The sequence below is a fragment of the Leisingera daeponensis DSM 23529 genome (genome assembly GCF_000473145.1).
Classification (GTDB): Bacteria; Pseudomonadota; Alphaproteobacteria; order Rhodobacterales; family Rhodobacteraceae; genus Leisingera; species Leisingera daeponensis.
The window spans coordinates 898,282-922,708 of sequence record NZ_KI421500.1 but is presented as its reverse complement, the minus strand read 5'-3'; the positions used below and the strand labels follow the sequence as shown (position 1 = coordinate 922,708).

Sequence of the window (24,427 nt, the reverse complement as noted above, 5' to 3'; positions counted from 1 at the left end):
CTGAAATCAAGGTGCCCAATGGACGGACGCCTCGGACAAAACGGCCTGGACCGGCGCCGTTTCCGGCGGCAGCGTCATCGCCTGTTCAAGCGCCCGCCGTTTGGCGTCGCCGAAAATCACCAGATGCTTGGCAATGGCGCCATCCAGCACCCGCGCCGTCAGGCTGACCCGCGCTTCGGGCTGGCTGCTTGGGCGCATGACCGTTAGCGCAGGCGCATCCGGCGCCAGCGCCTCCAGCAGCCCCTCTGCCCCGGGAAACAGCGAGGCGGTGTGCATATCCTCGCCCATCCCCAGCAGCAGCACCGACAGCGGCAGTTCCGGCACCACCCGGCTTTCAAGCTCCGCCAGCACCTCCTCCGGCTCCCGTTCGGGCACGTGGAACGGCAGGAACTGCGCCGCAGCGGCCCGGTTCTGCAGCAGCCGCGCCCGGATCATCGCCGCGTTGGAGCGCGCATGCTCCTGCGGCACCCAGCGTTCGTCCGTTGCCATCACATGCACCCGGTCCCACTCGATATCCGCAGCGCAAAGATCGTCAAAGATGAGCCCGGGCGTGGTGCCGCCGGCAACCGCGAAAGACACCGTGTCGTGATTCAGCAGATGGGTCTTCAAATCTCCGGCGATTTCATTCGCGACTTCGATCGCCAGCATGTCCTGGTCAGGGTATTCGTTGAATTTCATGGGTTTATCCCCCTCCATTCACGCCCGTCGCGGCGCATCAGCAAATCGGCATCCTCCGGACCGGCGGTACCGCTAACGTAGGGTTTAGGCACATCACCGCGGGATTTCCAGCCTTCAATTACCGGATCGGTCCAGGCCCAGGCGGCTTCCACCTCGTCCCCCCTCATAAACAACGTCTGGTTGCCGCGCACAACATCCATGATCAGCCGTTCATAGGCATCCGGCGGATCGCCGCCTTCCGTCCCCAGCGCCTCGGCGAAGCTCATGTCCAGCGGCACGTCGATCAGCCGCATCCCGCCTTGCCCCGGCTCCTTGATGGTCACGCTGAGGGTGATGCCCTCGTTCGGCTGCAAGCGGATCTTCAGGTGGTTGGCGTGACGGCCCGCCTCGGCCCCGAAAATCGAATGCGGCGCGTCTTTGAACATCACGTTGATGACCGAGGACCGGTTCACCAGCCGCTTGCCGGTGCGCAGATAGAACGGCGTGCCGGCCCACCGCCAATTGCTGATATGCGCCTTCAGCGCCACATAGCTTTCGGTGGTGCTGCGCGGGTTGCCGACCAGCCCGCGGTAGGACGGATGCGGCGCCTCCGGGTCCAGCGACGCCTGATACTGGCCGCGCACGATGTGATGCGGCTCCACCGGGTCCAGGGCGCGGATCACCTTCAGCTTCTCATCGCGCACCGCATCGGGGTCGAATTTCGCGGGCGGCTCCATCGCGATCAGGCACAGCAGCTGCATCAGATGGTTCTGCATCATGTCGCGCATGGCGCCGGCGCGCTCATAATACTCCTCGCGCCCCTCGACGCCGACGGTTTCGGCCACGGTGATCTGGATGTGATCCACGTACTGGCTGTTCCACAACGGCTCAAACAGCATGTTGCCGAACCGGACCGCCATCAGGTTCTGCACCGTCTCCTTGCCCAGGTAATGGTCGATCCGGTAGATCTGGCCTTCGTCGAAATGGCCGGCCAGCGTCCGGTTCAGCTCCCGCGCGGAGGCCAAATCATGGCCAAAGGGTTTCTCTACCACGATCCGCGTCTGCGGCGTGGCGAGGCCATAGCGGTGCAGACGTTCCGCCAGCGGCCCGAACAGGCCCGGCCCCACGGAGAAGTAGAACACCCGGATCCGCTGTTCCTCCGGGCCCTCAAGCGCGCTGCACATCTGCTGCCAGCCCGCCTCGCCCAAGGCATCCAGCGCGACATAGCTGATCCGCTCCAGAAACGCCTCCAGCGCACCGCCGCCGCAGGCTTTGGGTCCGGCGTGCGCCCGGATCGCTTCTGCCACGACGGTGCGGTAGTCGGCGCTGCTCATGGCGGTCCGCGCGGCGCCGATAATCCGCTCGCCGCCCGGCAGTTGACCGGCGCAATGGCGGCGGAACAGCGCGGGCAGAATCTTGCGCTGCGCCAGATCGCCGGTGCCGCCAAAAATCACCAGGTCAAACGGATCGACCGGTATGACACGCGAAACCATTATTGTTCTTCCTGTCTAAGCCGGGGCAAGCGCGGCACACCGCCGCTCACATCCCTGTCATGTGCCTGTCCGGCTGCTTTCATTTCCTGCCCAGTATAAGGTAGCTTCCGGCGAAAGGAACTGCCCCAGAGGACATCTGCATGAAAGACCTGCAAAAACCCGTCGCGAACCTAGGCAAGTTTCAAGACGCTTACGTGACGGCAGATGGTCAGGACCGCGCCTCTGTGCCGCTCAGCCGCCCGGAAACCCTGTGGTTCAACACCGGCACGCTGTGCAATATCGAATGCAGCAACTGCTATATCCTCAGCTCCCCGGCCAACGATGCGCTGGTCTACCTGACAGAGGCCGAGGTGCGGAGCTATCTGGATCAGATCGCGCAGCGCGGCTGGCCGGTCCGGGAAATCGGGTTCACCGGCGGCGAACCCTTCATGAACCCGGAGATGACCGCGATGGCCCGCACCGCGCTGGAGCGGGGTTTCGAGGTGCTGATCCTGACCAACGCCATGCGCCCGATGATGCGCAAGACAGTGAGAGCCGGACTGCTGGACCTGCGGGAGACCTTCGGGGACAAGCTGACCCTGCGGATATCCGTCGACCACCACAGCGCCGAACTGCATGATAAAGAGCGCGGCGCAGGCAGCTTTGCCAAGACAATCGAAGGCATGGAGTGGCTGCGAGAAAACGGCTTCCGGATGGCAGTGGCCGGCCGCACCGTCTGGGGCGAGAGCGAGGCTGAGGCCCGTGCCGGCTATGCCGCGTTGTTTGAAAAGCACGGGTTTGCCATCGATGCCCGAAACCCCGCCCGGACCGTGCTGTTTCCGGAGATGGACGAGCGCGTGGAAGTCCCCGAGATCACAGGCGCCTGCTGGGGCATCCTCAACAAGTCGCCGGACAGTGTGATGTGCGCGTCCTCGCGGATGGTGGTCAAACGCAAGGGCGCAGAAACGCCCGCCGTTCTGGCCTGCACCCTGCTGCCCTACGCGCCTGAATTCGAACTGGGCACCACCCTGGCCGAGGCCGAAAGCCCGGTGCAGCTGAACCACCCCCATTGCGCCAAATTCTGCGTCCTTGGGGGGGCCAGCTGCTCCGCTTGAAGGGGCTTCAGTACTCCCAGTCGCCGGTGGTGAAATTGGCAGCGCTCAGCGTCACGTCGGTGGTGAACTCCACCAGCACGTTATCGCCGTAATACAGCTTGTTCTCGGCGTTGCTCATATACAGGCGGTCTTCGCTCGCATTTTCCCACTCCGTCCTGTCGAAGGTGACGTCAGTGTTGCGGGTGATGATTCCGCTGGCCTCGTCAGCGTCAAACACAAAGACGTCGTTCTCCGCCGAGAAGTCATCCAGCACCGCAACCGTCGAGTAGGCGTCCAGCTCGATGAACAGCTCATCCTTGCCCGCCCCGGTCGTGATTGTGTCGGCGGCATTCCTGAAGCTGCCGGTCAGGATGTAGATATCGTCATTGCCCGCACCCGAATTCAGGCGCTCTGAGTGCATCCCTTCCAGAACGATCGTGTCGGCGCCGGCACCGGTGCGGATATTCGCGGTCAAGCCGTCGGGATAGGCAATGGTGGTTCCGTTGATGACCACCGTATCATCGCCCCTTCCGGTAGAGACGCGGACGCCTGCGGTAACATTCCAGAACCCGTTGAACTCAAAATAGTCGTTGCCTGCACCGGTGTTCACACGCAGATCGCTGATATTCATGACGGTGGAATATTCGACATGGTCGTTCCCGGCCAGGGTCTTGACCGTGACGCGCGTGTCCTCCGCCGCATCCCACTGACGGATATCAAGCGTGTCATCCTGCCGGCCGGAGCGAATGATAAAATCCCCTTCGCTTGTGCCGGTATACAAATCAATCCCGTAATCCCAGTGTTCGACCGACCGTACGCTTGTTTCGATCTGCGATAGATCCAGGGTAAAACCGTCGGAAAGCCGCACGTCGATCTGCGAGGAAACGGTGTCGTACCCCGCCCCGCCATGAAAGCTGAGCTGGCTGTAGTCGCGCAGCGTGCTGCCCGCCGTCAGATCGAAATTGAGCGAACCGATCGTGTCATTGCCGGCACCGCCGAAAAACCGGTCCGACAGATCGGGATACGCACCGGCGCCTTCGCCGTGATGATAGATTGAAAAGGTATCGTCACCGTCGCGGCCATACAGGCTCTCGCGGATGGTGGCTGTGGCCTCCAGTGCGTTCTCGAACTGGTTTCCCAAAATATATGTGCGCATTAATTCCTGCCGTATTGCCTGTTTATTGACTGCCCGCCACCGTTTGGCGCTGTCCGGCGCTGTGTTGCCGCACCAGACGTTTTAACACGCATAGGAGTAAAGCCGCGCACAGGCTCCCGCAATAGCCAAGGAACCGCCCCGCGGTTCCCGGGCTTGCATGTTGCCGTCCGGACAGGATGGGCTAGTGGATCTTGAACTCCCCAACGACGTTGCGCCATTCGCCGGGGCCGATCAGCTTGCGGTGATTGAACCGCACCGAATGCAGCGGGCCCTCGATCTCGCGCTGCCAGAATTCGATGAATTCGAACAGCCGCGGATGATCCGGCGCCAGATCATATTCCTGCCAGACAAATGTATTCAGGACATGCGTGAAATCGGGCATCCGGTAGGTGAATTCCGCCGTGGTCAGCCCGTATCCTTTCAGCATCAGTTCGGTTTCGCTGGTCTCCATTTTCAGCCTCCAATCGCTACCCCCTCCTGATGATGCTAGGCTGGTATTGGTTAATTTCCCCAAAAACAGTGCGTTACTGATGTGTGAACGGCCTGTTGCCGCTGTTCCCGGCTGCCTGCTTGCGCCGCATATACGGTATCTGATAGGGTGCAAACACAAGATATAGACCCAGAAGAAAGAGCGGGCAGCCAACGTGAGCGATACGCCGGAAACTCCTGAAAATATGGAAGAAAAACTGCCGGGACGCCCGGCATATGATGGGCCGACCGTTTCCATCGAAGCCGAGATGCGCAACTCGTATCTCGACTATGCGATGTCGGTCATCGTCAGCCGCGCCATCCCGGACCTGCGGGACGGCCTGAAACCGGTGCACCGCCGCATTCTTTATGCAATGCACGAATCCGGCAACACCCATGACAAGGCCTACCGCAAGTCGGCCCGCCCGGTTGGCGACGTGATGGGTAAATACCACCCGCACGGCGACAGCGCGATCTATGACGCGCTTGTGCGGATGGCGCAGGACTTCTCGATGTCGCTGCCGCTGCTGGACGGCCAGGGCAACTTCGGCTCCATGGACGGCGACAACCCGGCGGCCATGCGGTACACCGAGGTGCGCATGGACAAGCCCGCCGCGGCGCTCTTGGCCGATATCGAAAAAGAGACCGTCGATTTCCAGGACAACTACGACGGCAAGGACCGCGAGCCGACCGTGCTCCCGGCCCGCTTCCCGAACATGCTGGTCAACGGCGCCGGCGGCATTGCCGTCGGCATGGCCACCAATATCCCGCCGCACAACCTGGGCGAAGTGGTCGATGCCACGCTGGCGCTGATCGAGGATCCGGACCTGACCAGCGAGCAGCTGATCGAATACATCCCCGGCCCCGACTTCCCGACCGGCGCGCTGATGCTGGGCCGTTCCGGCGCCCGCAAGGCCTATCTGGAAGGCCGCGGCAGCGTCATCATCCGCGCCAAGACCCGCGTGGAGGAGATCCGCAAGGACCGCTATGCCATTGTCGTGGACGAGATCCCCTATCAGGTGAACAAGGCCGCGATGATCGAGAAGATCGCCGAGCAGGTCCGCGAGAAGAAGATCGAGGGCGTCGCCCACGTGCAGGACGAATCCGACCGCAACGGCGTGCGGGTGGTGGTCGAGCTGAAACGCGACGCAACCCCTGAGGTGGTGCTGAACCAGCTCTACCGCTTCACCCCGATGCAGACCTATTTCGGCTGCAACATGCTGGCGCTGAACGGCGGCCGGCCGGAACAGCTGACGCTGCGCCGGTTCCTGACGTCCTTCATCGACTTCCGCGAAGATGTGGTCGCCCGGCGCACCGCGCATCTGCTGCGCAAGGCCCGCGAGCGGAGTCATATCCTCTGCGGGCTGGCCGTGGCGGTGACCAATATCGACGAGATCGTCACCACCATCCGCCAGTCCACCGATGCGGCTGAAGCGCGTGAGAAGCTGATGACCCGCCGCTGGCCGGCGCAGCCGATCCTGGAATACATCGCGCTGATCGACGATCCGACCCACACGGCAAATGACGACGGCACCTATAACCTGTCCGAAGCCCAGGCCCGCGCGATTCTGGAACTGCGCCTGCAGCGCCTGACCCAGATCGGCGTGAAAGAAGTCACTGACGAGCTGGAAGAACTGGCCGGCAAGATCAAGGACTACCTGGAAATCCTGTCCTCGCGCGAGCGGATCATGGGCATTATCAGCGACGAGCTGCGCGAAGTGCGCGACAACTTCGCCGTGCCGCGCCGCACCGAGATCGTCGACTGGTCCGGCGACATGGAGGACGAGGACCTGATCGAGCGCGAGGACATGGTGGTGACCGTGACCTCCGGCGGCTGGATCAAGCGCACCCCGCTGGCCGACTTCCGCGCCCAGAAGCGCGGCGGCAAGGGCCTGAGCGGCATGCAGACCAAGGAAGAGGACGTGGTGACCACGCTGTTTGTGGCCAACACCCACACCCAGCTCCTGTTCTTCACCACCGACGGCATGGTCTACAAGCTCAAGACCTGGCGCCTTCCGCAGTCCGGCCGCACCGGCAAGGGCAAAGCCATCGTCAACATCCTGCCGATCCCGACCGGCGTCTCCATCGCCGCCATCATGCCGGTCGATGTGCCGGACGAGGAATGGGAAAACCTGCAGGTGGTCTTTGCCACCAGCGGCGGCGACGTGCGCCGCAACCGCCTGTCGGACTTCACCAACGTCCGCCGCAACGGCAAGATCGCGATGAAGCTGCCGGAGGACGGCTCCGTCAAACTGGTGAACGTGCGCATCTGTTCGGAAGACGACGACGTGATGCTGTTCACCAACTCCGGCCGCGCCATCCGCTTCCGCTCCACCGACGTGCGCGTGTTCAACTCGCGCGAATCCACCGGTGTCCGCGGCATCAGGCTGACCGGCGAGGACAGCGTGGTCTCCATGTCGGTGATCCGCCACTCCAAATACACGCCGGAGCAGCGCACCGCCTACCTCAAGATGCGCCGGGCGATGGCGGGTCTGACCGACGATGCCGAGGCTTCGGACGAGGACGCACCCGAGGATCCGAACTTCTCCACCGAGCTCTATGCAGAGATGTCGGCAGCCGAGAACCTGATCCTGACCATCACCGCAGGCGGCTCGGGCAAGCTGTCGTCCTCGCACGACTACCCGGTGCGCGGGCGCGGCGGCATGGGCGTGACCGCAATGGACAAGGCGATGCGCGGCGGCGAGATCGTCGCCTCCTTCCCGGTTGAGCTGGACGACCAGATCATGCTGGCCACCTCCAAGGGCCAGTCGATCCGGGTGCCGGTCGATGGCATCTCCTTCCGCTCGCGTTCGGCCGGCGGCGTGCGGGTGTTCAACACCGGCAAAGGCGAGGAAGTGGTCTCTGTCGCCTGGATCGCCGAAAACGGCGAGGAGGACAGCGGCGAGGAATAAGCCCCGCCCGGTTCCGGAAATCAGAACGCCGTCCCGTTGCCGGGGCGGCGTTCGCTTTGTTAACGGCCCCCTAACGGGTTTCAGGCATTCTTGCGGTCAAGCTTCGTTTTCTCAGCAAGGGGATGCCCCATGAACTTGTATCACTGCTCCATTGACCTGCACCACGAGGCCAAGGCGCTGAGCTTTGCCAGCGCGGTTGAGCAATGGATGAACTATCTGCAGGAACGCGGTGTGGTGCTCGGCTGGCGTCTGCTGCGGCGCAAGCTGAACATGGCCAGCGACACCTGCCGCGACTTCCTCTTGGAGATCGAATTCAGGGATATGACGCAGCTGGATCAGGCCTTCCGCGTCCTGGGCGAGCATGACGAGGAAGTGGAAAGGCTGTACTCGCATGTCTCGGCGCTGATCGCCACTGCGGAGATCGGCCTTTACCGTCCCTTCCCGGATCCCGAGCGGGCGGAGCGTATGGCGCTGATCTGAGGCTGGCGGCTCAGATCAGGGCTGGCGCCAGCACGAAGCTGGCAAAGATCAAATAGGCTATGGCTGTGTGCATGACTCTGCCCTCGCGGTCCCGTCCCCAGGAGATTTAGAGGGTACGCCTGAAATGCGGCAATTCCGGGGCAGCTTATGTCTGCCGCCCCGGAAAGGCGTCACCTGGCGGCCTGGCCGCAATCACAGTCCGTAAAGCAGGCTGAACTTCTCTTCCAGATAGGCCAGCAGCGGCGCGTGGCTGGGCTCCATGCCGGCCGCATGCACGATGGTATCGCGCGGGCTGCGCAGCCCGCCGTGCTGCTGCAGGTTCTGCTTCAGCCAGCCGGTGGCGCCTGACGTGTCGCCTTGGGCCAGCTGGGCATCCAGCCCCGGCACGTCCCGGCGCAGCGCCTGGTACAGGCAGCCCGCATAGACATTGCCCAGGCTGTAAGTCGGGAAATAGCCGAACAGCCCGACCGGCCAATGCACGTCCTGCAAACAGCCGTTGGACGGTTTGTCCACGGCATAGCCGAAGTCTGCTTCAAACCGGTCGTTCCAGGCCGCTTCCAGATCCTTCACCGCCAGATCGCCGCTCATCAGCGCGCGTTCCAGGCCGAACCTCAGCATGATATGGAGGTTATATTGCAGCTCATCCGCTTCCGTCCGGATATAGCCCTTATGCACCGCGTTCACGGCAGCATAGAAGGCATCCGCATCCGCAATGCCGAAATCGCCAAAGGCGGCTTTCATCTCCTCATACAGCCAGCCGGTAAAGGCGCGGCTGCGGCCGATCTGGTTTTCATAGATCCGGCTCTGGCTTTCATGCACCCCCATCGACACGCCGCTGCCCAGCGGGGTCAGCAGGTAATCGCGGCTGATGTTCTGTTCATAGGCGGCGTGGCCGACCTCGTGGATGGTGGAATAGAAGCAGTTGAACGGATCTGTCTCGCTGGTCCGCGTGGTGATCCGCACATCCAGCCCCGCACCGGAACAGAACGGATGCACCGCCTTGTCGACCCGGCCATGGCACATGTCATAGCCGAACTGCTTGGCGAGCTTGCGTGTCAGCTTCATCTGCGCCACGTCGTCAAAGGTGCCCTCCAGCCCCTTCGGCGCGGGTTTCTCCAGCACCTTGGCACGCAGCTCCACCAGCCCGGGGCGCATGGCGTCAAAGATCTCCGCGATCCCTGCCCCGGTCATGCCGTGCTCGTAATCCTCGACCATGGCGTCATAGACATCCCCGCCCGCAGCCAGCGCCTGGCCTTCCTCGCGCTTCAGGGACACGACTTCCTCCAGCACCGGCAGGAAGGCTGCGACATCCTCATCCGCCCGCGCGGCAGCCCATTTGCCCTGCGCCTCCGATGTGACCTGGGCGATCTTCTTGGCCAGATCGGCGGGCACCTTGACCGTGCGCTCATAGCTGCGGCGGATCTCGCGCAGCTGGGCGACACCGGCCTCATCGGGCGCTTCGGCCCGTTCCAGCCACTCCGCCACCCGCGGGTCGCTGCGGCGGGCGTGCAGCACCGCCTCGATCGCGGCCATTTCCTCGCCCCGCTGCGGCGCGGCCCCGCGCGGCATCACGGTTTCCTGATCCCAGCCCAGACGGCCCGCAATCTGCCCCAGCGCCTGGGTTTCGCGCTGGAAGGCCATCAGTTCGTCAAATGCGCTCATGCGTCAGTGATCCTTGATCGAGGTTGCAATGGGATAGGCCGACAGGAAGCGGGCGCGCAGGATCAGCACCCAGACGCCAACCGCCACCAGCTGATGGGTGATGGCAGCGTGCAGCGGCGCGGCATAGACCACGGTGATGATCCCCAGCAGCACCTGAACCGACAGCGCCGCAAAGACGGCGTTGAAGGCAAAGCGGGTCCGCGCATGGGCAGAGCTGCGCCCGCGCAGCCAGGCCACCACACCAAAGGCAAACAGCAGGTAGCCCGCGACCCGGTGGATGAATTGCACCAGCCCGGGATTTTCAAAGAAGTTCTTCCACAGCGGCTCGATCATGAAAGGGTTCGGAGGGATCACCTGCCCGCCCATCAGCGGCCAATCGGTGTAGGAGCGGCCCGCGTCGATGCCCGCCACCAGCGCCCCCAGCAGGATCTGCAGGAAAGCAAAGTGCATCAGGCCCGTGGACAGGCTGAACAGCTTGGCCTCCTTGGCGCGGCGCGCCTGCATCAGCTCGCGCTCCTCGCGGCCCAGCATCAGCACGTACCAGGCGATAAAGCCGAGGATCACAAACGCCAGCCCCAGATGCACCGCCAGCCGGTAAGAGGCGACAGACGTCATCCCCTCGCCCTGGGTGACGCCGGATGCCACCATCCACCAGCCGATCGCGCCCTGCACACCGCCGAGGACACCGGGCAGCAGCAGCCGGCCGGTCCAGCCCGCGGGGATCTTTCTCGCCGCCAGGAAGCCGAGGAAGCCAACCGCCCAGATCAGGCCGATCACGCGGCCCAGTTGGCGGTGGCCCCATTCCCACCAGTAGATCTCTTTGAAATCAGACAACTGCATCCACTGGTTCTCGATGCGCCACTGGTCAATCTGCTTGTATTTCTCGAACTCGGACTGCCATTCGGCTTCGGACATCGGCGGGATCGCCCCGGTCACGGGACGCCATTCGGTGATCGACAGGCCGGAGTCCGTGAGCCGCGTCAGGCCGCCCACCACGATCATCGCAACCACCAGGCCAAACAGAACCATCAGCCAGGCACGGATCGCCTTGCGGGCACCGCCGCGGCCGCGGTCGATCAGCCCCGGCTGCACGGCGGGCGCGTCTTTTTTCTCGCCCTCGACCTCTTCGAAAATGCTGCGCTTGCTCATGCTTGCCTCTTTGTGTGTGGTGCCAAGCTAGGGGCGGTTTCGGAATTGGTCCAGAGCGGCTTATTCGCCGCCCCGCTCTTTCCAGCGGACCATCTGCCGCATGATCCCGTGCAGCATCTGCACGTCGGAGCGGGTCATCCGCATCCGGGACCACAGGTTGCGCAGGTTGGTCTTCATGCCCTCGGCCTTCTCCGGCGGATAGAAGAAGCCCGCTTCGTCCAGCCGCTCCTCGTAATGCTCCACCAGCTTTTCGACTTCGACGCCGGTGGCCCAGTCGCCCTTGCGGCCCAGATCGGTGGTTTCATGCACCACGTCGCCGGACTGGCGCATCCATTCATAGCCCGTGAGCAGCACGCATTGGCCCAGGTTCAGCGAGGCGTAAAGCGGGTTGACCGGCACCGAGATGATGGCGTTGGCCTTGGCGATATCCTCGTTTTCCAGGCCCGCGCGCTCAGGCCCGAACATTACCGCGACCTTCTCGCCCGCAGCGATCTTCTCTGCGGCGATCTGCATGGCACGCTCGGGGCTGTAGACCGGTTTGGTCAGCCCGCGCTGGCGGGCGGTGGTGGCGAATACATAGGTGCAATCGCCCAGCGCCTCCGGCACATCGGCACAGAGCTGCGCCTCGTCCAGCAGGCGGCCCGCGCCCGAGGACATCGCCACCGCCTTGGGGTTCGGCCAGCCGTCGCGCGGCGCCACGATGCGCATCCGGTCCAGGCCGAAGTTCCACATCGCCCGCGCGGCGGCACCGATATTCTCGCCCATCTGCGGGCGGACAAGGACAAAGGCGGGCTGGGGCATATCGGTGGGCATCGTGTTCTCCGGCAAAATCGGCACTGCTGTACTGCCCGCGCGGCGGCGGGGCAAGGTCCAGCGCGGTTTTGGCGCGCAATATGCGGGCCGTCACCGCCGCAAATCCTTGCGTCCGGCGGCAAATCGGCTAAACACCCTGCAATCGCCTGAACAATGGAGCACCATGATGGGAAGCCCTGCTGACGCACCGGAGCAGCCGCAGATCTACCTGATCTCCCCGCCAAGTTTCGAGCTGGGCAAATTCCCCGGTCTGCTGGCGCGGGTGCTGGATGAGGTGGACGTGGCCTGCGTGCGCCTGGATCTGGCCAGCCGCGATCAGGACACGCTGAGCCGCGCGGGCGACGCGCTGCGCGAAGTGACCATGGCGCGTGATGTGGCGCTGGTGATCTCGGACCATCAGATCCTGGCCGAACGGCTGGGCCTGGACGGCGTGCATCTGACCGACGCCTCGAAATCAGTGCGCGCCGCGCGCAAGGCGCTGGGGCCGGATGCGATTGTCGGCTGCTTCTGCGGCGCCTCGCAGCATGACGGCATGGTGGCCGGCGAAGCGGGCGCGGATTACGTGAGCTTTGGCCCTGTCGGCACCTCCGGCCTGGGCGACGGCGCGCGGGCGGAGGCCGATCTGTTCGAGTGGTGGTCGAAGATGATTGAGGTACCGGTGGTGGCCGAAGGCGGGCTGACCGAAGAACTGGTGCGCTCCATCGCCCCCAATACCGACTTCTTCGGCATCGGCGATGAGATCTGGCACGCGGAAGATCCGCTTGCGGCGCTCAAGACACTGATGCGGGCAATGGGCTGACCCTCGGGCAGCGGTTACAGGAACACCCGCTCAACAAACCAGTAGCTGCCGATCAAGGCGATGGTGACGGAGGCCGGGATTGCCACCCGGCCACGGTACTTGGGGTGCCGCCCGAACCACAGGCGCACGCCCAGATAGGCGGCCGCGATCACCGCCAGCTGGCCCAGCTCAACCCCAACGTTGAAGCCGATGAGCGCGGGCAGGAACTGGTTTTGCGGCAGCCCGAAGGCCCCCAGCACGGAAGCAAATCCCAACCCGTGCAAAAGTCCGAAGCCGAAGATCACAAATGTGCGCCAGCTGTGCAGCTTGCGGGCAAAGATGTTCTCGACCGCGACAAAGACAATCGACAGCGCGATCAGCGGCTCGACGATGGCGGCGCTGACAGAGACCACGCCCAGCGCGCCCAGCGCCAGGGTGATGGTATGGGCGACGGTGAACACGCTCACCTGCAGCAGCAGCGGCTTCACCCGCGGGCTGAGAAAGAACAGCCCCAGCACAAACAGGATATGATCCAGCCCCTTTGGCAGGATGTGGGCAAAGCCGACGGGGATATATTCCATGAAAGCCTCGACCGGCGTCTTGGCCGCCCCGCCGCCAAGCGGGATGGGCGGAGAGGTCTCTCCCCCCTGCAGGTAGCCGGTATAGGGCTCCGCAACCCCGTTCTGCCGCAGCACCACCCCGCCGGAGCCCGAGGGCCAGGCAATGCGCAGGCTGCGGGCCCCGGGCGGAACCTCGCCGCTGAATTCCAGAACGGAGGCGCGCGGCAGGCTGGCGTCGCCGGTCTCCGGGATGGTGATCCGGGACAGGCTGAGCGCGACCGGGTCCGGCGCCTGCACGGAGAAGGCTTCCAGCCAGTCCTCGGCAAAGAGGCGCACCATCGGCTCCAGCTCCGGCGGGCCCAGCGCGCGCAGCTCGTCGTAGTCGGCGGCCTGCGCGGTCTGGTTCGTGTCCGCCAGCCCGTCCAGGTTGATACCCGCCACGAAGGCCTCCGCATTCAGGCGCAATTCCAGGGTGATCCGGCCGTCCGCCACGGTGAAATCGGCAATCGCCGGGGTAACCTCATGCGCGCGGGCAGTAGCGGCGGCTATTGCGCCCCAGCAGAACAACAGCGCAAATAGGGTCCACGGCCAGGAAAAGCCGCGCCTGACAGCCAAGGACACCTTCATGCAATACCGCCTGTTCTGCTCAATTCTCTGTTCCGGGCTGACCTTGGCGGCCGGGCCGGGTTTATCCCACGAGTTTTGGATTGAGCCGCAGAAATATCAAGAAGTTTCGGGAAATCCCGTGGTGGCTAGGCTGCGCAACGGCCAGGAGTTCAAAGGCGCTGAGCAGCCCTATCTGGACCACCGGATCGCCCGGTTCGAGGTGAGGCAGGGCGCAGCGGCCGCGCCGTATCAGGGACGGATGGGCGACATGCCCGCCTTTACTTCCGAAATGGCGCAAGACGGGCTGGCGGTGCTGATCCATCAGACGCAGCCGCAAACACTGACCTATGACACCTGGGAAGCGTTCCAGACCTTCATCGACCACAAGGGATTCGGCGATATCCGCACGCAGCATCAGACGCGCGGGCTGCCGGAGGCGGGCTTTGGCGAGCAATACACCCGGTACGCCAAGTCGCTGGTGGCGATCGGGAACGGCAGCGGATCGGATGCCGCCACCGGGCTGGAGACAGAAATCGTTGCCCTGGCCAATCCCTATACCGATGATCTGTCCCAGGGTCTGCCTGTCAGGGTGCTCTACCAGGGAGAGCCGCGGCCCAATGCCCAGGTGGAGATCTTTGCCAAGGCCCCCGATGGCAGTGTCACCATCAGCACCCGGCTGACAGATGCCGAGGGCGAAACCGCTGTCCCGGTGATGCCGGGCCATCAATACCTGCTGGACGCGGTTGTCCTGCGCCCGGCGCCGGAGGGCAAAGATTACGTTTGGGAAAGCCTTTGGGCGGCCCTGACCTTTGCAGTGCCTGCACGGTGAAGCCGCTTGCAGAGGTGCGGCAAAGGCGGCAATAGGTCAATATGACACAAGCCTCTGCCTCACAGCCCCCCGCCATTCTGTGCATCGGCTCTGTCCTTTGGGACATCATCGGCCGCTGCACCACGGAAATGCAGCGCGGCTCGGATATGCCCGGCCGCATTACCCGCCTGCCCGGCGGGGTTGCCATGAACATCGCCATGACGCTGGCCCGGTTCGGCGTCCAGCCTGCCTTGCTGACCGCCGTGGGCCGCGACCCCGAAGGGGACGAGCTGATCCACGCCTGCGGCCACTTCGGGCTGATCACCGATCACATCTACCGCTCCGAGGATCTGCCTACCGACCGCTACATGGCGGTGGAGGGCGCCAACGGGCTGATCGCCGCGATTGCCGACGCGCATTCGCTGGAAGCCGCGGGCGACAAGATCCTGCGGCCGCTGTCGGATGGCTCTCTGGGCTCTGAGGACGCGCCTTACGCGGGCCAGGTGGCGCTGGACGGCAACCTGACGCTGTCGCTGCTGGATGATATCGTCGCCAGCCCCGTTTTCGCCAAGGCCGACCTGCGCGTGGCGCCTGCGTCACCGGGCAAGGCGGAGCGGCTGCGCCCGTTCCTGACCCGCACCCGCGGCACGCTGTATGTGAACCTGGAAGAGGCCGGCATCCTGTGCCAGGCGGAGTTCACCGACAGCGAAACCGCGGCCCAGGCGATGCTCGACCGCGGCGCGGCCCGGGTGCTGGTCACCGATGGCGGCGCCTCTGCCACCGTGGCGGATGCCAAGGGCACCATCACCCTGCACCCGCCCCGCGTGACCGTCGCCCGGGTGACCGGCGCAGGCGACACTTTCATGGCCGCCCATATCGTTGCCGAGGCACGGGGCGAAGACCGCAAGACCGCATTGGCCTCAGCCCTCAAGGCTGCGGCAACCTACGTTTCAGGAGAACCCCCGCTGTGATCGACATCCGATATTCGTCCGAGGTCCAGGCCGCCAAGGCCGAAGGCCGCGCCATTGTTGCGCTGGAAAGCACCATCATCACCCACGGCATGCCCTACCCGCAGAACGTCGAGGTTGCGGCGCAGGTGGAGCAGGACATCCGCGAGGCCGGTGCCGTGCCTGCCACCATGGCGGTGATCGAGGGCGTGCTGCACGTGGGCCTGGAACCCGATCAGCTGCAAGCGCTGGGTCAGGCCAAGGGCGTCGCCAAGATCTCCCGCGCGGACATGCCCGCCTGCATCGCCACCGGCGGCACCGGGGCGACCACGGTTGCGGCCACCATGATCGCGGCACGGCTGGCAGGCATCTCCGTCTTTGCCACCGGCGGCATCGGCGGCGTCCACAAGGGCGCGGAGACCACCTTTGACATCTCCGCCGACCTGCTGGAGCTGGCGCAGACCCCGGTGACGGTTGTGGCCGCGGGCGCCAAGGCGATCCTCGACGTGCCCAAGACGCTGGAAGTGCTGGAAACCCAGGGCGTGCCGGTCATCGCATACGGGCAGGACAGCTTCCCGGCCTTCTGGTCGGCGCAATCGGACCTCAAGGCGCCGCTGCGCATGGATGACGCGGCGCAGATCGCCCGCGCCCACGCCACCCGTCAGACGATGGGCCTGCCGGGCGGCCAGCTGGTGGCCAACCCGATCCCGGCGGACGACCAGATCGCCGCCGAAGATCTGGCGCCGGTGATCGCCCAGGCCCAGTCCGAAGCCGACGCACAGGGCATCGCAGGCAAGGATGTGACCCCCTTCCTGCTGGCCCGTATCTTCGAGCTGACGGACGGCCGCTCGCTTACCGCCAATATCGCCCTTGTGCGCAACAATGCCCGGCTGGCGGCAAAGATCGCACAGGAACTCAACAAACTGACGCAATGACATGAATTCGGGGGCGGACCCCATTGCTCCGCCCCCGAACAGTGCATAGGTTCCATTCGGAATTTCAGAAAAAGCAGACCTATGACAACGCCTTTCGACGATGAACCTCACCGCCGCCGCGGCCTGTTTGCCAGCCTGCGGGCTTCCTTCTTTACCGGGATCGTCGTCATCGCGCCGGTGGGGCTGACGGTCTGGCTCCTGTGGTCGGTGATGGGCTGGATCGACAGCGTGGTGCTGCCGCTGGTGCCGCACACCTTCCGCCCCGAGCAGTATATCGGCATCAACCTGCGCGGCGTCGGGCTGATCATCTTCCTGTTGTTCACCATCATCGTGGGCTGGATCGCCAAAGGCCTGATTGGCCGCTCCCTGATCAATTTCGCCGAAAGCCTGGTGGACCGGATGCCGGTGGTGCGCACGGTCTATTCGGGCATCAAGCAGATCTCCGAGACCGTCTTTGCCCAGTCCGAGCGCAGTTTCGAGAAGGCCTGCCTGGTGCAATACCCGCGCAAGGGCATCTGGGCGATCGGCTTTATCTCCACCTCCGCCAAGGGCGAGATTGCCAAGCGGGCCGAAACCAGCGGCGGGCTGGTCAGCGTTTTCCTTCCGACCACCCCGAACCCGACGTCGGGCTTCCTGCTGTTTGTGCCCGAGGAAGACGTGATCGAGCTGGACATGTCGGTGGAGGATTCGGCCAAGCTGGTGATCTCGGCGGGCCTTGTCTACCCGAACCCGAAGGACCCCTCGAAACCGCTGGAAAACGGCAAGAAGTCCAAGGCGCTCGAAAAAGAAGGCGTCTAGCCGAACATCGCGGGCAAATCGGCGGAGGACCGCACCCCGAGGTTTTCCCGGTCACGCGTCAGGAAACCCTCTGCCGCGTCCCGTCCTGCCTGTTTCAGCCGCGCCAGGATCTGCGGCACCGGAATCACCTTGGTGGTGACCGACAGCCGCGTCATCAAAGCGTCATCCGCGATCATGTGAACCCGCACCTGTTTCATCCGGCCGCGCTGAATGGTGCCGTCGGCCAGCAGCCGCTGCACGAAATTGATCGCCCGCAGTTCCCGCAGCAGCGAGGAGTTGAAGCTGATCTCATTCACCCGGTTGCGGATCTGCTGCGGCGTCTTCGGGATGTCCTCGCGCTCCAGCGGGTTGATGTTCACGATCACGACATCCCCCGGCAGGTCGCCGCCGAAGAGCGGAAACAGGGCCGGATTGCCGGTATAGCCGCCGTCCCAATAGGCCTCCATGCGGCCGGTCTCGGGGTCTTCGATCTCCACCGCCTGAAACAGATCCGGCAAGCAGGCGGAGGCGAGGATCGCGTCCGTGCTGATCTGGTCTCCCTCGAAGATCCGGATCTTGCCGCTGCGCACGCAGGTCGCGCAAACGAACAGTTCCGGACCCGCGCCTGCGCATACGTCCTCGAACCGGAACGCCTCCACCACCTCCCGCAGCGGGTTCTCGTAAAAGGGGCCATAGTGATAGGGGGAGATCACTTGGCTCACCGCTTCCATCGGGGTGAACGGCAGGACAGCCTCCCAGGCGGTCGCCCAGGCCACCGCATCGAACCGGGTCAGCCAATGGGTAAACCGCATGTCTCCCACCGCCCCCATGCGCTGCCACAGGCCATCCAGCGCCGCCTTGGCACCCTGGCGCCCGCCCTGCACCATGCCGGACTTAAACGCCGCCCCGTTGAGCGCACCGGCCGAGGTTCCGGTGATCCCGGCCACCTCGATCCCTTCATCCTCCAGCAGACGGTCCAGCACCCCCCATGTGAAGGCCCCATGCGCACCGCCGCCTTGCAGGGCCAGATTGATTTTCACAGTCATGTGCCGGTCCGCCTTTTCTTCTGGCCGGAAATATCCCGGGGGTGAATTGCCCCCCTCAAGGGGCAAGAGGGGGCTGGCCCCCTCCCGCCGTGGCCTTGGCCGTTACAGCGCGGTCCAGCCGCCATCGACGCTGATCGCGGTGCCGGTGATCTGCGCCGCCGCGTCCGAACACAGGAACACCGCCGTGCCGCCCAGCTGCTCGACGGTGGCGAACTCGCGGCTGGGCTGGCGCTCCAGCATCACCTTCTTGATCACCTCTTCCCGGCCCATGTTGTACTTCTCCATGGTGGCCGGGATCTGCGCCTCCACCAGCGGCGTCAGCACATAGCCGGGGCAGATCGCATTGCAGGTGATCGGCTCCTCCGCGGTTTCCAGCGCCACGGTCTTGGTCATGCCGACCACGCCATGCTTGGCCGCCACATAGGCCGATTTGTAGGGAGAGGCCGTCAGCCCGTGCGCCGAGGCGATATTGACGATCCGGCCCCAGCCCGCCGCCCGCATCTTCGGCAAGGCCGCGGCCATGGTGTGGAAGTTGGAGGTCATGTTGATCGCGATGATCGCGTCCCACTTGTCCTGCGGGAACTCGTCAATCGGCGACACATGCTGGATGCCTGCGTTGTTGATCAGGATATCGCAGGCGCCGGCCTTTTCGATCAGAGCCCGGCAGTCGGCGCCGTTGGACATATCGGCCTGGATGTAGCGCGCCTGAACGCTGAATTCACGGGCCAGCGCATCGGCCAGCGCGTGGTCTTCCTCCCGGTCGGTGAAGGAGTTCAGCACCACGTTGGCCCCTGCCCGCGCCATTTCGCGTGCAACCCCCAGGCCAATGCCTGAATTCGATCCGGTGATGACGGCAGTCTTCCCTTGCAAGGACATCAGCTTCTCCGCTTTGGCTCAATCAAACTGCCGCCACTGTGACATGCTGCAGATGCAAAGGAAACGCGTAAGACTACGCAGCCCCCCGGCGCAACGCAGGGGCATTTACGGCCATAACGGACGGGAAATACCGCAAGAAAAAAACGCCCGCACAAGGCGGGCGTTAGTTATTGAGGCAGGTTTCATACAGGCAAGAAACCTATCGAGCAGTGATCTCTTTATAAGCAATTTCCGGCTTTCGTCCAAGCTAAAAGTTTGAAAAGACGAAAAAGCGCACGTAGCGTGCGGAAGCAAGAAAATAAGGGCAGAGCGGGATTGTTGTGAAACTGCGAAAAGAAAATTTCCTGAATCTTCGCGCGGCACTGGCCGGAATCACCTTGGCTTTTGCCGCGAATTCCGCCCACGCAGAATCGGCGCATGGCATAGCTATGTACGGGGACCCCGCCCTGCCACCGGATTTTGTGTCCTTGCCCTATGCCAACCCCGATGCCCCCAAAGGCGGCAAGGTGGTCTTCGGCAATACCGGCGGCTTTGACTCGCTGAACCCTTTCGCCCTGAAAGGCACCTCTCCGTGGCAGCTGAGGTTCTGGAGTTACGAGAGCCTGATGGGCCGTTCCTGGGACGAGCCGTTCACCCTCTACGGTCTTCTGGCCGAATCGGTTGAGACCCCTGAGGACCGCTCCTGGGTGGAATTCACCCTGCGGGAGGAGGCGCGATTCTCCGACGGCAGCCCGGTCACCATCGAGGACGTGATCTGGTCATATGAGACGCTCGGCACCCAGGGGCACCCCCGCTACCGCGGGTTCTGGACCAAGGTGGAGCGCATCGAACAGACCGGACCGCGCAGCCTGCGCCTGACCTTCAATACCGAGGACCGCGAGCTGGCCCTGATCGCCGGCATGCGCCCGATCCTGAAAAAGGCGCAGTGGGAGGGCAAGGAGTTTGGCAGAGACACGGTCGAGGGTGCGCCGATCGGCACCGGGGCTTATGTGGTCAGCGCCTATGAGCCGGGCCGCTTTGTCACCCTGCGCCGCAACCCCGATTACTGGGGCAAGGACCTGCCGCTTCAGCGCGGCACCCAGAATTTCGACGAGATGCGCATCGACTTCTTCGGTGATGAAACCGTGCTGTTCGAAGCCTTCAAGGCGGGCGAACTGAGCGCGGTGCGCGAGTTCAATGCCGACAAATGGGACAGTGTCTACAGCTTCCCGGCGGTTACCCGCGGCGATGTGGTCAAAAGCGAGATCCCGCATCAGCGCCCCTCCGGCATGACCGGGATTGTGATGAACACCCGCCGTGCGCCGCTGGATGACTGGCGCGTGCGCGAGGCGCTGCTGCTGGCGTTCAATTTCGAATACATCAACGGCACCGTGACCGGCGGCGTGCAGCCGCGGATCACCTCCTATTTCTCCGGCTCTGTGCTGGGGATGCAGCCGGGGGCGGCCCGCGGCAAAGTCCGGGCGCTGCTGGAGCCGTTCGCGGACAGCCTGCTGCCCGGCACCCTGGAAGGCTACACGCTGCCGCAGGGCGACGGCAGCAAGCGCAACCGCGGCAATCTGCGCAAGGCAATGGAATTGCTGGAAGACGCAGGCTGGACCGTGATCGATGGCGTGCTGCGCAACGGCGATGGAGAGGCGCTGAACCTGACCGTGCTGATCCGCCAGGGCGACGGCGAGATGAAAACCGTGACAGAGATCTACGCCCGCGCGCTGGAACGCCTGGGCATTACCCTGTCCGCCGAAACCGTCGACAACGCGCAGTATGTCGAACGCGGGACTGGCTATGACTTCGACCTCACCCGCTACCGCATGGAGCTGTCGCTGAGCCCGGGCAACGAGCAGCGTTATTACTGGGGCCGCGACGGTATTACCCAGCCCGGCAGCCGCAACCTGATGGGGATGGACAGCCCCGCTGCCGAAGCGATGATCGACGCGATGCTGACCGCCAAGGCGCCCGAGGATTTCACCGCCGCCGTGCGGGCGCTGGACCGGGTTCTGACCGCGGGGCGCTATGTCATTCCGTTCTGGTCCTTCGATGTCGGGCGGATCGCCCATATCAAGGAAATGCGCTTTCCGGACAAGCTGCCGGTCTACGGCGACCGCACCGGGTTCATGCCGGATGTCTGGTGGTACGAGCCCGACTGACCGTCTGCCCCCACCGGTCCAAAGCCGCATTCTGAGTTGACAGACAATCTCTATTTCCATATTTCGTGAATTATGGAAATAGAGATTGCAGATAAGCTTGGCGCCCTCGCGCATCCTAACCGGCTGGCCCTGTTCCGCCTGCTGATGCGCCGCTATCCGGACGCAGTGCCCGCGGGAGAGATTGCCGCGGCGCTGGCGTTCAAGGCCAATACCGCCTCTGCCTATCTGTCGGTGCTGAAACAGGCCGGGCTGATCAGCCAGCACCGGACCGGCACCTCGCTGATGTACAGCGCCGACCTGCCGGGGCTGCGCGGCCTGTTCGATGATCTGCTGTCCGGCTGCTGCCGGAACCGGCCCGATATCTGCGCCCCTGTCACGCGTGAAGAGTTTCCCATGCCAACGACTGAACGCCCGTTGAATGTCCTGTTCATCTGCACCGGCAATTCCGCCAGATCGCTGCTGGCCGAAGCCATCCTGAACCATGAGGGCGGCGGCAGGTTCCGGGCCTTTTCCGCAGGCACCCGCCCGTCGCCCGGCCCGCGGCCGGAAGTGACCGCGCTGCTGCGGGCCAAGGGATATGACACCGCCGGCCTGAGATCCAAGGATCTGGATGAATTTTCCAGTCCCGGCGCGCCGCAAATGGATTTCGTCTTCACCGTCTGCGACCACGCCGCCAACGAGGAATGCCCGGCCTGGCCCGGCCAGCCGATGAGCGCCCATTGGGGCCTGGCCGACCCGGTGAAGGCCACCGGCACCGACGCCGAGCGCCGCCTTGCCTTTCAGCAGGCCTTTGGTCTGCTGCGCAACCGTATCAAAGCCTTTGTGGCGCTGCCTTTCGAGACCCTCGACCGCATGTCGCTTCAGCACCGGGTTGACGATCTCGGCCGCGTGAATTCTTCCGACTAACCCTTAAGAACGGTCCTCATCCATGAACATTCTTGTCCTTTGCACGGGCAACTCCGCACGCTCCATCCTGCTGGAGTCGATTTTCAACACGCTGGGCGCAGGCCGCGTGCGGGCGTATTCCGCTGGCTCCAACCCGACCGGCAAGGTGCATCCGCAATCGCTGGTGCTGCTCAACGAACTGGGCCACGGCACCGCCGGCGCCCGCTCCAAGAGCTGGGATGAGTTCGCCGCCGAGGACGCGCCGGAAATGGATGTGGTGATTACCGTCTGCGCCTCTGCCGCCGGCGAAACCTGCCCGGTCTGGCCGGGCGCGCCGGTGCGCGCCCATTGGGGCGTCGAAGATCCCGCCGCGGCAGAGCAGCCGGATTGGGACGCGGCCTTCCGCGCCGCCTATGCGACGCTGGAAAAGCGCGCCAAGGCGCTGCTGGAAATGCCGGTTGAAACCATGAGCCCGGCGGACCTGTCGCAGCAGCTCAAGCGGATTGGAGAGATCGCATGACCGCGCAGAAACTTCTGGCCGAGGGCCTGGGCACCGCGATGCTGCTGGTCGGGGTGGTGGGCTCTGGCATCATGGCCGAAACCCTGGCGGACGGGAACGTCGCCCTGGCGCTGCTGGCCAACGCTGTGGCCACCGGCTGTATGCTCTATGTGATCATCACCACCCTGGGCCCGGTTTCCGGTGCCCATTTCAACCCGGCGGTGACCCTTGCCTTTGCCCTGCGCCGCGAACATCCCTGGAGCGCGGCGGCGCCCTATATGCTGGCGCAGACAGCCGGCGGCATCCTTGGCGTCTGGGCCTGCCACGCGATGTTCGATCTTGCAATTCTGCAAAGCTCGGCCACCATGCACCGCACCGGCAGCGGTCAGTGGTTTTCCGAGATCCTGGCCACCTTCGGCCTGCTGTTCGTGATATTTGGAGGGCTGCGGTCGCGTCCCGACGCAGTGCCCCCGCTGGTTGGCCTCTACATCACCGGCGCCTATTGGTTCACGTCCTCCACCAGCTTTGCCAATCCGGCAGTGACCGTCGCCCGCGGCTTTACAGATACCTTCGCAGGCATCTATCCGGGCCACATTCCGATGTTCATCGCGATGCAGCTGATTGCGGTGGGCATAGGCCACGTGGTGCTGACCCGCCTGTTTGCCGCACCCGCCGCCACGGCGGAAAGCCGCCGAACCAGTCAGAGCTGATCCGGCAGCCCCGGCGGGCCGTTACAAACTTCCCGGAAAAGTGATACCATGGGGGTCCAAAAAAAGATGAAACGTTTGTCAGGGAGTGCCCCCCATGCCTGTACAAGCAGCAGCTGCCAGCTGGATTGACAGGATGCCCCGCATCAAACAGCGCTTTCCGCACCTGAAAGCCAGCAATGCGCCATCCATACTGGATGACCGGGACAAATTCGTGGCTTACTTGGCCCGAACCCATCACCTCACCTTGAATGAAGCCAGGGAAGAGGTGGACGATTTCCTTTATATCGAGAGCCTGCTGAGAGAGCTGGACGGGCGCAAGCACTAGCGCCCGCCGTCAGGCCAGCGACGTCACCCAGAGGATCATGGCATCTTCGGGGCTGACGGAGATGACGTTGTGGCCCATGGCCGCGTCGTAATAGGCGCTGTCGCCGCGGCGCATCTCGATCGGCTCATAGAATTCCGTGTAAAGCTTGACCACGCCGGTCAGCACATAAAGGAATTCCTCGCCGTCGTGGCGCACCCAGCCGTCGAATTCCTCCATCGACCGTGCGCGCACCCGTGCCCGGTAGGGCAGCATCTGCTTGCGTGTCAGCCCGTCGGCCAGCAGCTCGTGCTCATAGGTGGCAGTGGCATGGGCCGATCCGTCGCCGGATTTGGTCACCGTCATCCGGCCGTTCACCTGATCGCGCTGCGGCGGGGTGAACAGCTGCGGCACCGAGATCTGCAGGCCCACGGCCAGCTTCTTCAGCGCCTCGTAAGTCGGTGACATCTGGCCGTTTTCGATCTTGGACAGGGTGGAGCGCGCCAGCCCGGCCTGATTGGCCGCATGTTCCAGCGTCCAGTCCCGCGCCTTGCGCAACTCCCGCACCCGGGCGCCCAGATCCAGCGGCTCTGCGTTGTCTTCGCCGCCGTTGGCACGGGCGATGGTGATCAGGGATTTCGGGTCACGGCCAGTCATAGGCACTCTATAAGCCGCACCTGCGCACCTTGCAA

The 24,427-nt window shown here is 64.1% G+C and carries 24 protein-coding genes; 13 read left to right on the top strand and 11 right to left on the bottom strand.

Annotated features, from left to right (window positions below; translation table 11 throughout):
• Positions 1–6: 6 nt before the first annotated feature.
• Together pgl and zwf are read right to left on the bottom strand one after the other, a co-directional pair.
• Entirely contained in the window at positions 7–678 is a 672-nt protein-coding gene (pgl, locus tag DAEP_RS0104890; RefSeq protein ID WP_027243868.1) for a 6-phosphogluconolactonase, read from the bottom strand.
• A complete protein-coding gene (zwf, locus tag DAEP_RS0104885) occupies positions 675–2,150 on the bottom strand; it encodes a glucose-6-phosphate dehydrogenase (RefSeq protein ID WP_027243867.1) in 1,476 nt (491 codons plus the stop codon). Before zwf ends, pgl begins: the two co-directional genes overlap by 4 nt.
• 140 nt (positions 2,151–2,290) lie before the next feature.
• Between zwf and DAEP_RS0104880 the strand changes: the two genes are divergently transcribed.
• Complete coding sequence (locus tag DAEP_RS0104880) at positions 2,291–3,244, top strand: radical SAM protein (RefSeq protein ID WP_027243866.1); 954 nt, start codon at positions 2,291–2,293, stop codon at positions 3,242–3,244.
• A gap of 7 nt (positions 3,245–3,251) precedes the next feature.
• Here the strand turns inward: DAEP_RS0104880 and DAEP_RS0104875 are convergent, their stop codons facing one another.
• Entirely contained in the window at positions 3,252–4,379 is a 1,128-nt protein-coding gene (locus DAEP_RS0104875; RefSeq protein ID WP_027243865.1) for a hypothetical protein, read from the bottom strand.
• Between the two features lie 181 nt (positions 4,380–4,560).
• Positions 4,561–4,830 carry an usg protein gene (locus tag DAEP_RS0104870; RefSeq protein WP_008557667.1) on the bottom strand — a complete coding sequence of 90 codons (270 nt, stop codon included), beginning with the start codon at positions 4,828–4,830 and terminating at the stop codon, positions 4,561–4,563.
• A gap of 223 nt (positions 4,831–5,053) precedes the next feature.
• Here DAEP_RS0104870 and gyrA point away from each other — a divergent pair, with 223 nt between their 5' ends.
• Positions 5,054–7,759 (top strand): DNA gyrase subunit A, encoded by a 2,706-nt coding sequence (gyrA, locus tag DAEP_RS0104865; RefSeq protein ID WP_036760446.1) that lies wholly within the window; start codon positions 5,054–5,056, stop codon positions 7,757–7,759.
• A 129-nt stretch (positions 7,760–7,888) separates the two neighbouring features.
• Positions 7,889–8,239 (top strand): DUF6614 family protein, encoded by a 351-nt coding sequence (locus DAEP_RS0104860; protein WP_008557703.1) that lies wholly within the window; start codon positions 7,889–7,891, stop codon positions 8,237–8,239.
• A 192-nt stretch (positions 8,240–8,431) separates the two neighbouring features.
• Here DAEP_RS0104860 and DAEP_RS0104855 read toward each other — a convergent pair whose 3' ends face one another.
• Genes DAEP_RS0104855 through DAEP_RS0104845 form a run of 3 tightly spaced genes read right to left on the bottom strand, consistent with a single transcriptional unit; the run spans position 8,432 to position 11,863 of the window.
• Entirely contained in the window at positions 8,432–9,901 is a 1,470-nt protein-coding gene (locus DAEP_RS0104855) for a carboxypeptidase M32 (RefSeq protein WP_027243863.1), read from the bottom strand.
• A gap of 3 nt (positions 9,902–9,904) precedes the next feature.
• Positions 9,905–11,050: a heme A synthase gene (gene ctaA, locus DAEP_RS0104850; RefSeq protein ID WP_027243862.1), complete on the bottom strand. Its 1,146-nt coding sequence runs from the start codon at positions 11,048–11,050 to the stop codon at positions 9,905–9,907.
• Between the two features lie 60 nt (positions 11,051–11,110).
• Positions 11,111–11,863 carry an RNA methyltransferase gene (locus tag DAEP_RS0104845; protein ID WP_027243861.1) on the bottom strand — a complete coding sequence of 251 codons (753 nt, stop codon included), beginning with the start codon at positions 11,861–11,863 and terminating at the stop codon, positions 11,111–11,113.
• A gap of 166 nt (positions 11,864–12,029) precedes the next feature.
• On the opposite strand from DAEP_RS0104845, the gene DAEP_RS0104840 reads away from it, so the two are divergent.
• Positions 12,030–12,662: a thiamine phosphate synthase gene (locus tag DAEP_RS0104840; RefSeq protein WP_027243860.1), complete on the top strand. Its 633-nt coding sequence runs from the start codon at positions 12,030–12,032 to the stop codon at positions 12,660–12,662.
• 14 nt (positions 12,663–12,676) lie between these two features.
• Here DAEP_RS0104840 and DAEP_RS0104835 read toward each other — a convergent pair whose 3' ends face one another.
• Entirely contained in the window at positions 12,677–13,828 is a 1,152-nt protein-coding gene (locus tag DAEP_RS0104835) for a HupE/UreJ family protein (protein ID WP_051337316.1), read from the bottom strand.
• Here DAEP_RS0104835 and DAEP_RS0104830 point away from each other — a divergent pair.
• From DAEP_RS0104830 to DAEP_RS0104815, 4 genes are all read left to right on the top strand, one after another.
• Positions 13,827–14,636 carry a DUF4198 domain-containing protein gene (locus DAEP_RS0104830; RefSeq protein ID WP_036760445.1) on the top strand — a complete coding sequence of 270 codons (810 nt, stop codon included), beginning with the start codon at positions 13,827–13,829 and terminating at the stop codon, positions 14,634–14,636. The genes DAEP_RS0104835 and DAEP_RS0104830 overlap by 2 nt on opposite strands.
• 41 nt (positions 14,637–14,677) lie before the next feature.
• The gene (locus DAEP_RS0104825) at positions 14,678–15,586 is read left to right on the top strand and encodes a PfkB family carbohydrate kinase (RefSeq protein ID WP_008555790.1); all 909 of its coding nucleotides are present in this window, start codon (positions 14,678–14,680) and stop codon (positions 15,584–15,586) included.
• Positions 15,583–16,497, top strand: a complete 915-nt coding sequence (locus tag DAEP_RS0104820; protein WP_027243857.1) for a pseudouridine-5'-phosphate glycosidase — start codon at positions 15,583–15,585, stop codon at positions 16,495–16,497. The genes DAEP_RS0104825 and DAEP_RS0104820 overlap by 4 nt, the downstream gene beginning before the upstream one ends.
• Positions 16,498–16,578: 81 nt before the next feature.
• The gene (locus DAEP_RS0104815) at positions 16,579–17,295 is read left to right on the top strand and encodes a DUF502 domain-containing protein (RefSeq protein WP_027243856.1); all 717 of its coding nucleotides are present in this window, start codon (positions 16,579–16,581) and stop codon (positions 17,293–17,295) included.
• Here DAEP_RS0104815 and DAEP_RS0104810 read toward each other — a convergent pair.
• Together DAEP_RS0104810 and DAEP_RS0104805 are read right to left on the bottom strand one after the other, a co-directional pair.
• Positions 17,292–18,320: a patatin-like phospholipase family protein gene (locus DAEP_RS0104810; RefSeq protein ID WP_008555619.1), complete on the bottom strand. Its 1,029-nt coding sequence runs from the start codon at positions 18,318–18,320 to the stop codon at positions 17,292–17,294. The genes DAEP_RS0104815 and DAEP_RS0104810 overlap by 4 nt on opposite strands.
• A gap of 102 nt (positions 18,321–18,422) precedes the next feature.
• A complete protein-coding gene (locus tag DAEP_RS0104805) occupies positions 18,423–19,196 on the bottom strand; it encodes a 3-hydroxybutyrate dehydrogenase (protein WP_008554216.1) in 774 nt (257 codons plus the stop codon).
• A gap of 326 nt (positions 19,197–19,522) precedes the next feature.
• Between DAEP_RS0104805 and DAEP_RS0104800 the strand changes: the two genes are divergently transcribed.
• From DAEP_RS0104800 to DAEP_RS0104780, 5 genes are all read left to right on the top strand, one after another.
• Complete coding sequence (locus DAEP_RS0104800; protein WP_027243855.1) at positions 19,523–21,340, top strand: extracellular solute-binding protein; 1,818 nt, start codon at positions 19,523–19,525, stop codon at positions 21,338–21,340.
• A 72-nt stretch (positions 21,341–21,412) separates the two neighbouring features.
• Entirely contained in the window at positions 21,413–22,246 is an 834-nt protein-coding gene (locus DAEP_RS0104795; RefSeq protein WP_027243854.1) for an arsenate reductase/protein-tyrosine-phosphatase family protein, read from the top strand.
• 22 nt (positions 22,247–22,268) lie between these two features.
• The gene (locus DAEP_RS0104790) at positions 22,269–22,745 is read left to right on the top strand and encodes an arsenate reductase ArsC (protein ID WP_027243853.1); all 477 of its coding nucleotides are present in this window, start codon (positions 22,269–22,271) and stop codon (positions 22,743–22,745) included.
• Positions 22,742–23,434 carry an aquaporin gene (locus DAEP_RS0104785; protein ID WP_027243852.1) on the top strand — a complete coding sequence of 231 codons (693 nt, stop codon included), beginning with the start codon at positions 22,742–22,744 and terminating at the stop codon, positions 23,432–23,434. Before DAEP_RS0104790 ends, DAEP_RS0104785 begins: the two co-directional genes overlap by 4 nt.
• Before the next feature lie 94 nt (positions 23,435–23,528).
• On the top strand, positions 23,529–23,759 hold the full coding sequence (locus tag DAEP_RS0104780; protein ID WP_008556657.1) for a hypothetical protein: 231 nt from the start codon (positions 23,529–23,531) through the stop codon (positions 23,757–23,759).
• Between the two features lie 9 nt (positions 23,760–23,768).
• On the opposite strand, the gene DAEP_RS0104775 is transcribed toward DAEP_RS0104780, so the two are convergent.
• The gene (locus tag DAEP_RS0104775) at positions 23,769–24,392 is read right to left on the bottom strand and encodes a helix-turn-helix domain-containing protein (RefSeq protein ID WP_008555864.1); all 624 of its coding nucleotides are present in this window, start codon (positions 24,390–24,392) and stop codon (positions 23,769–23,771) included.
• Positions 24,393–24,427 lie beyond the last annotated feature (35 nt).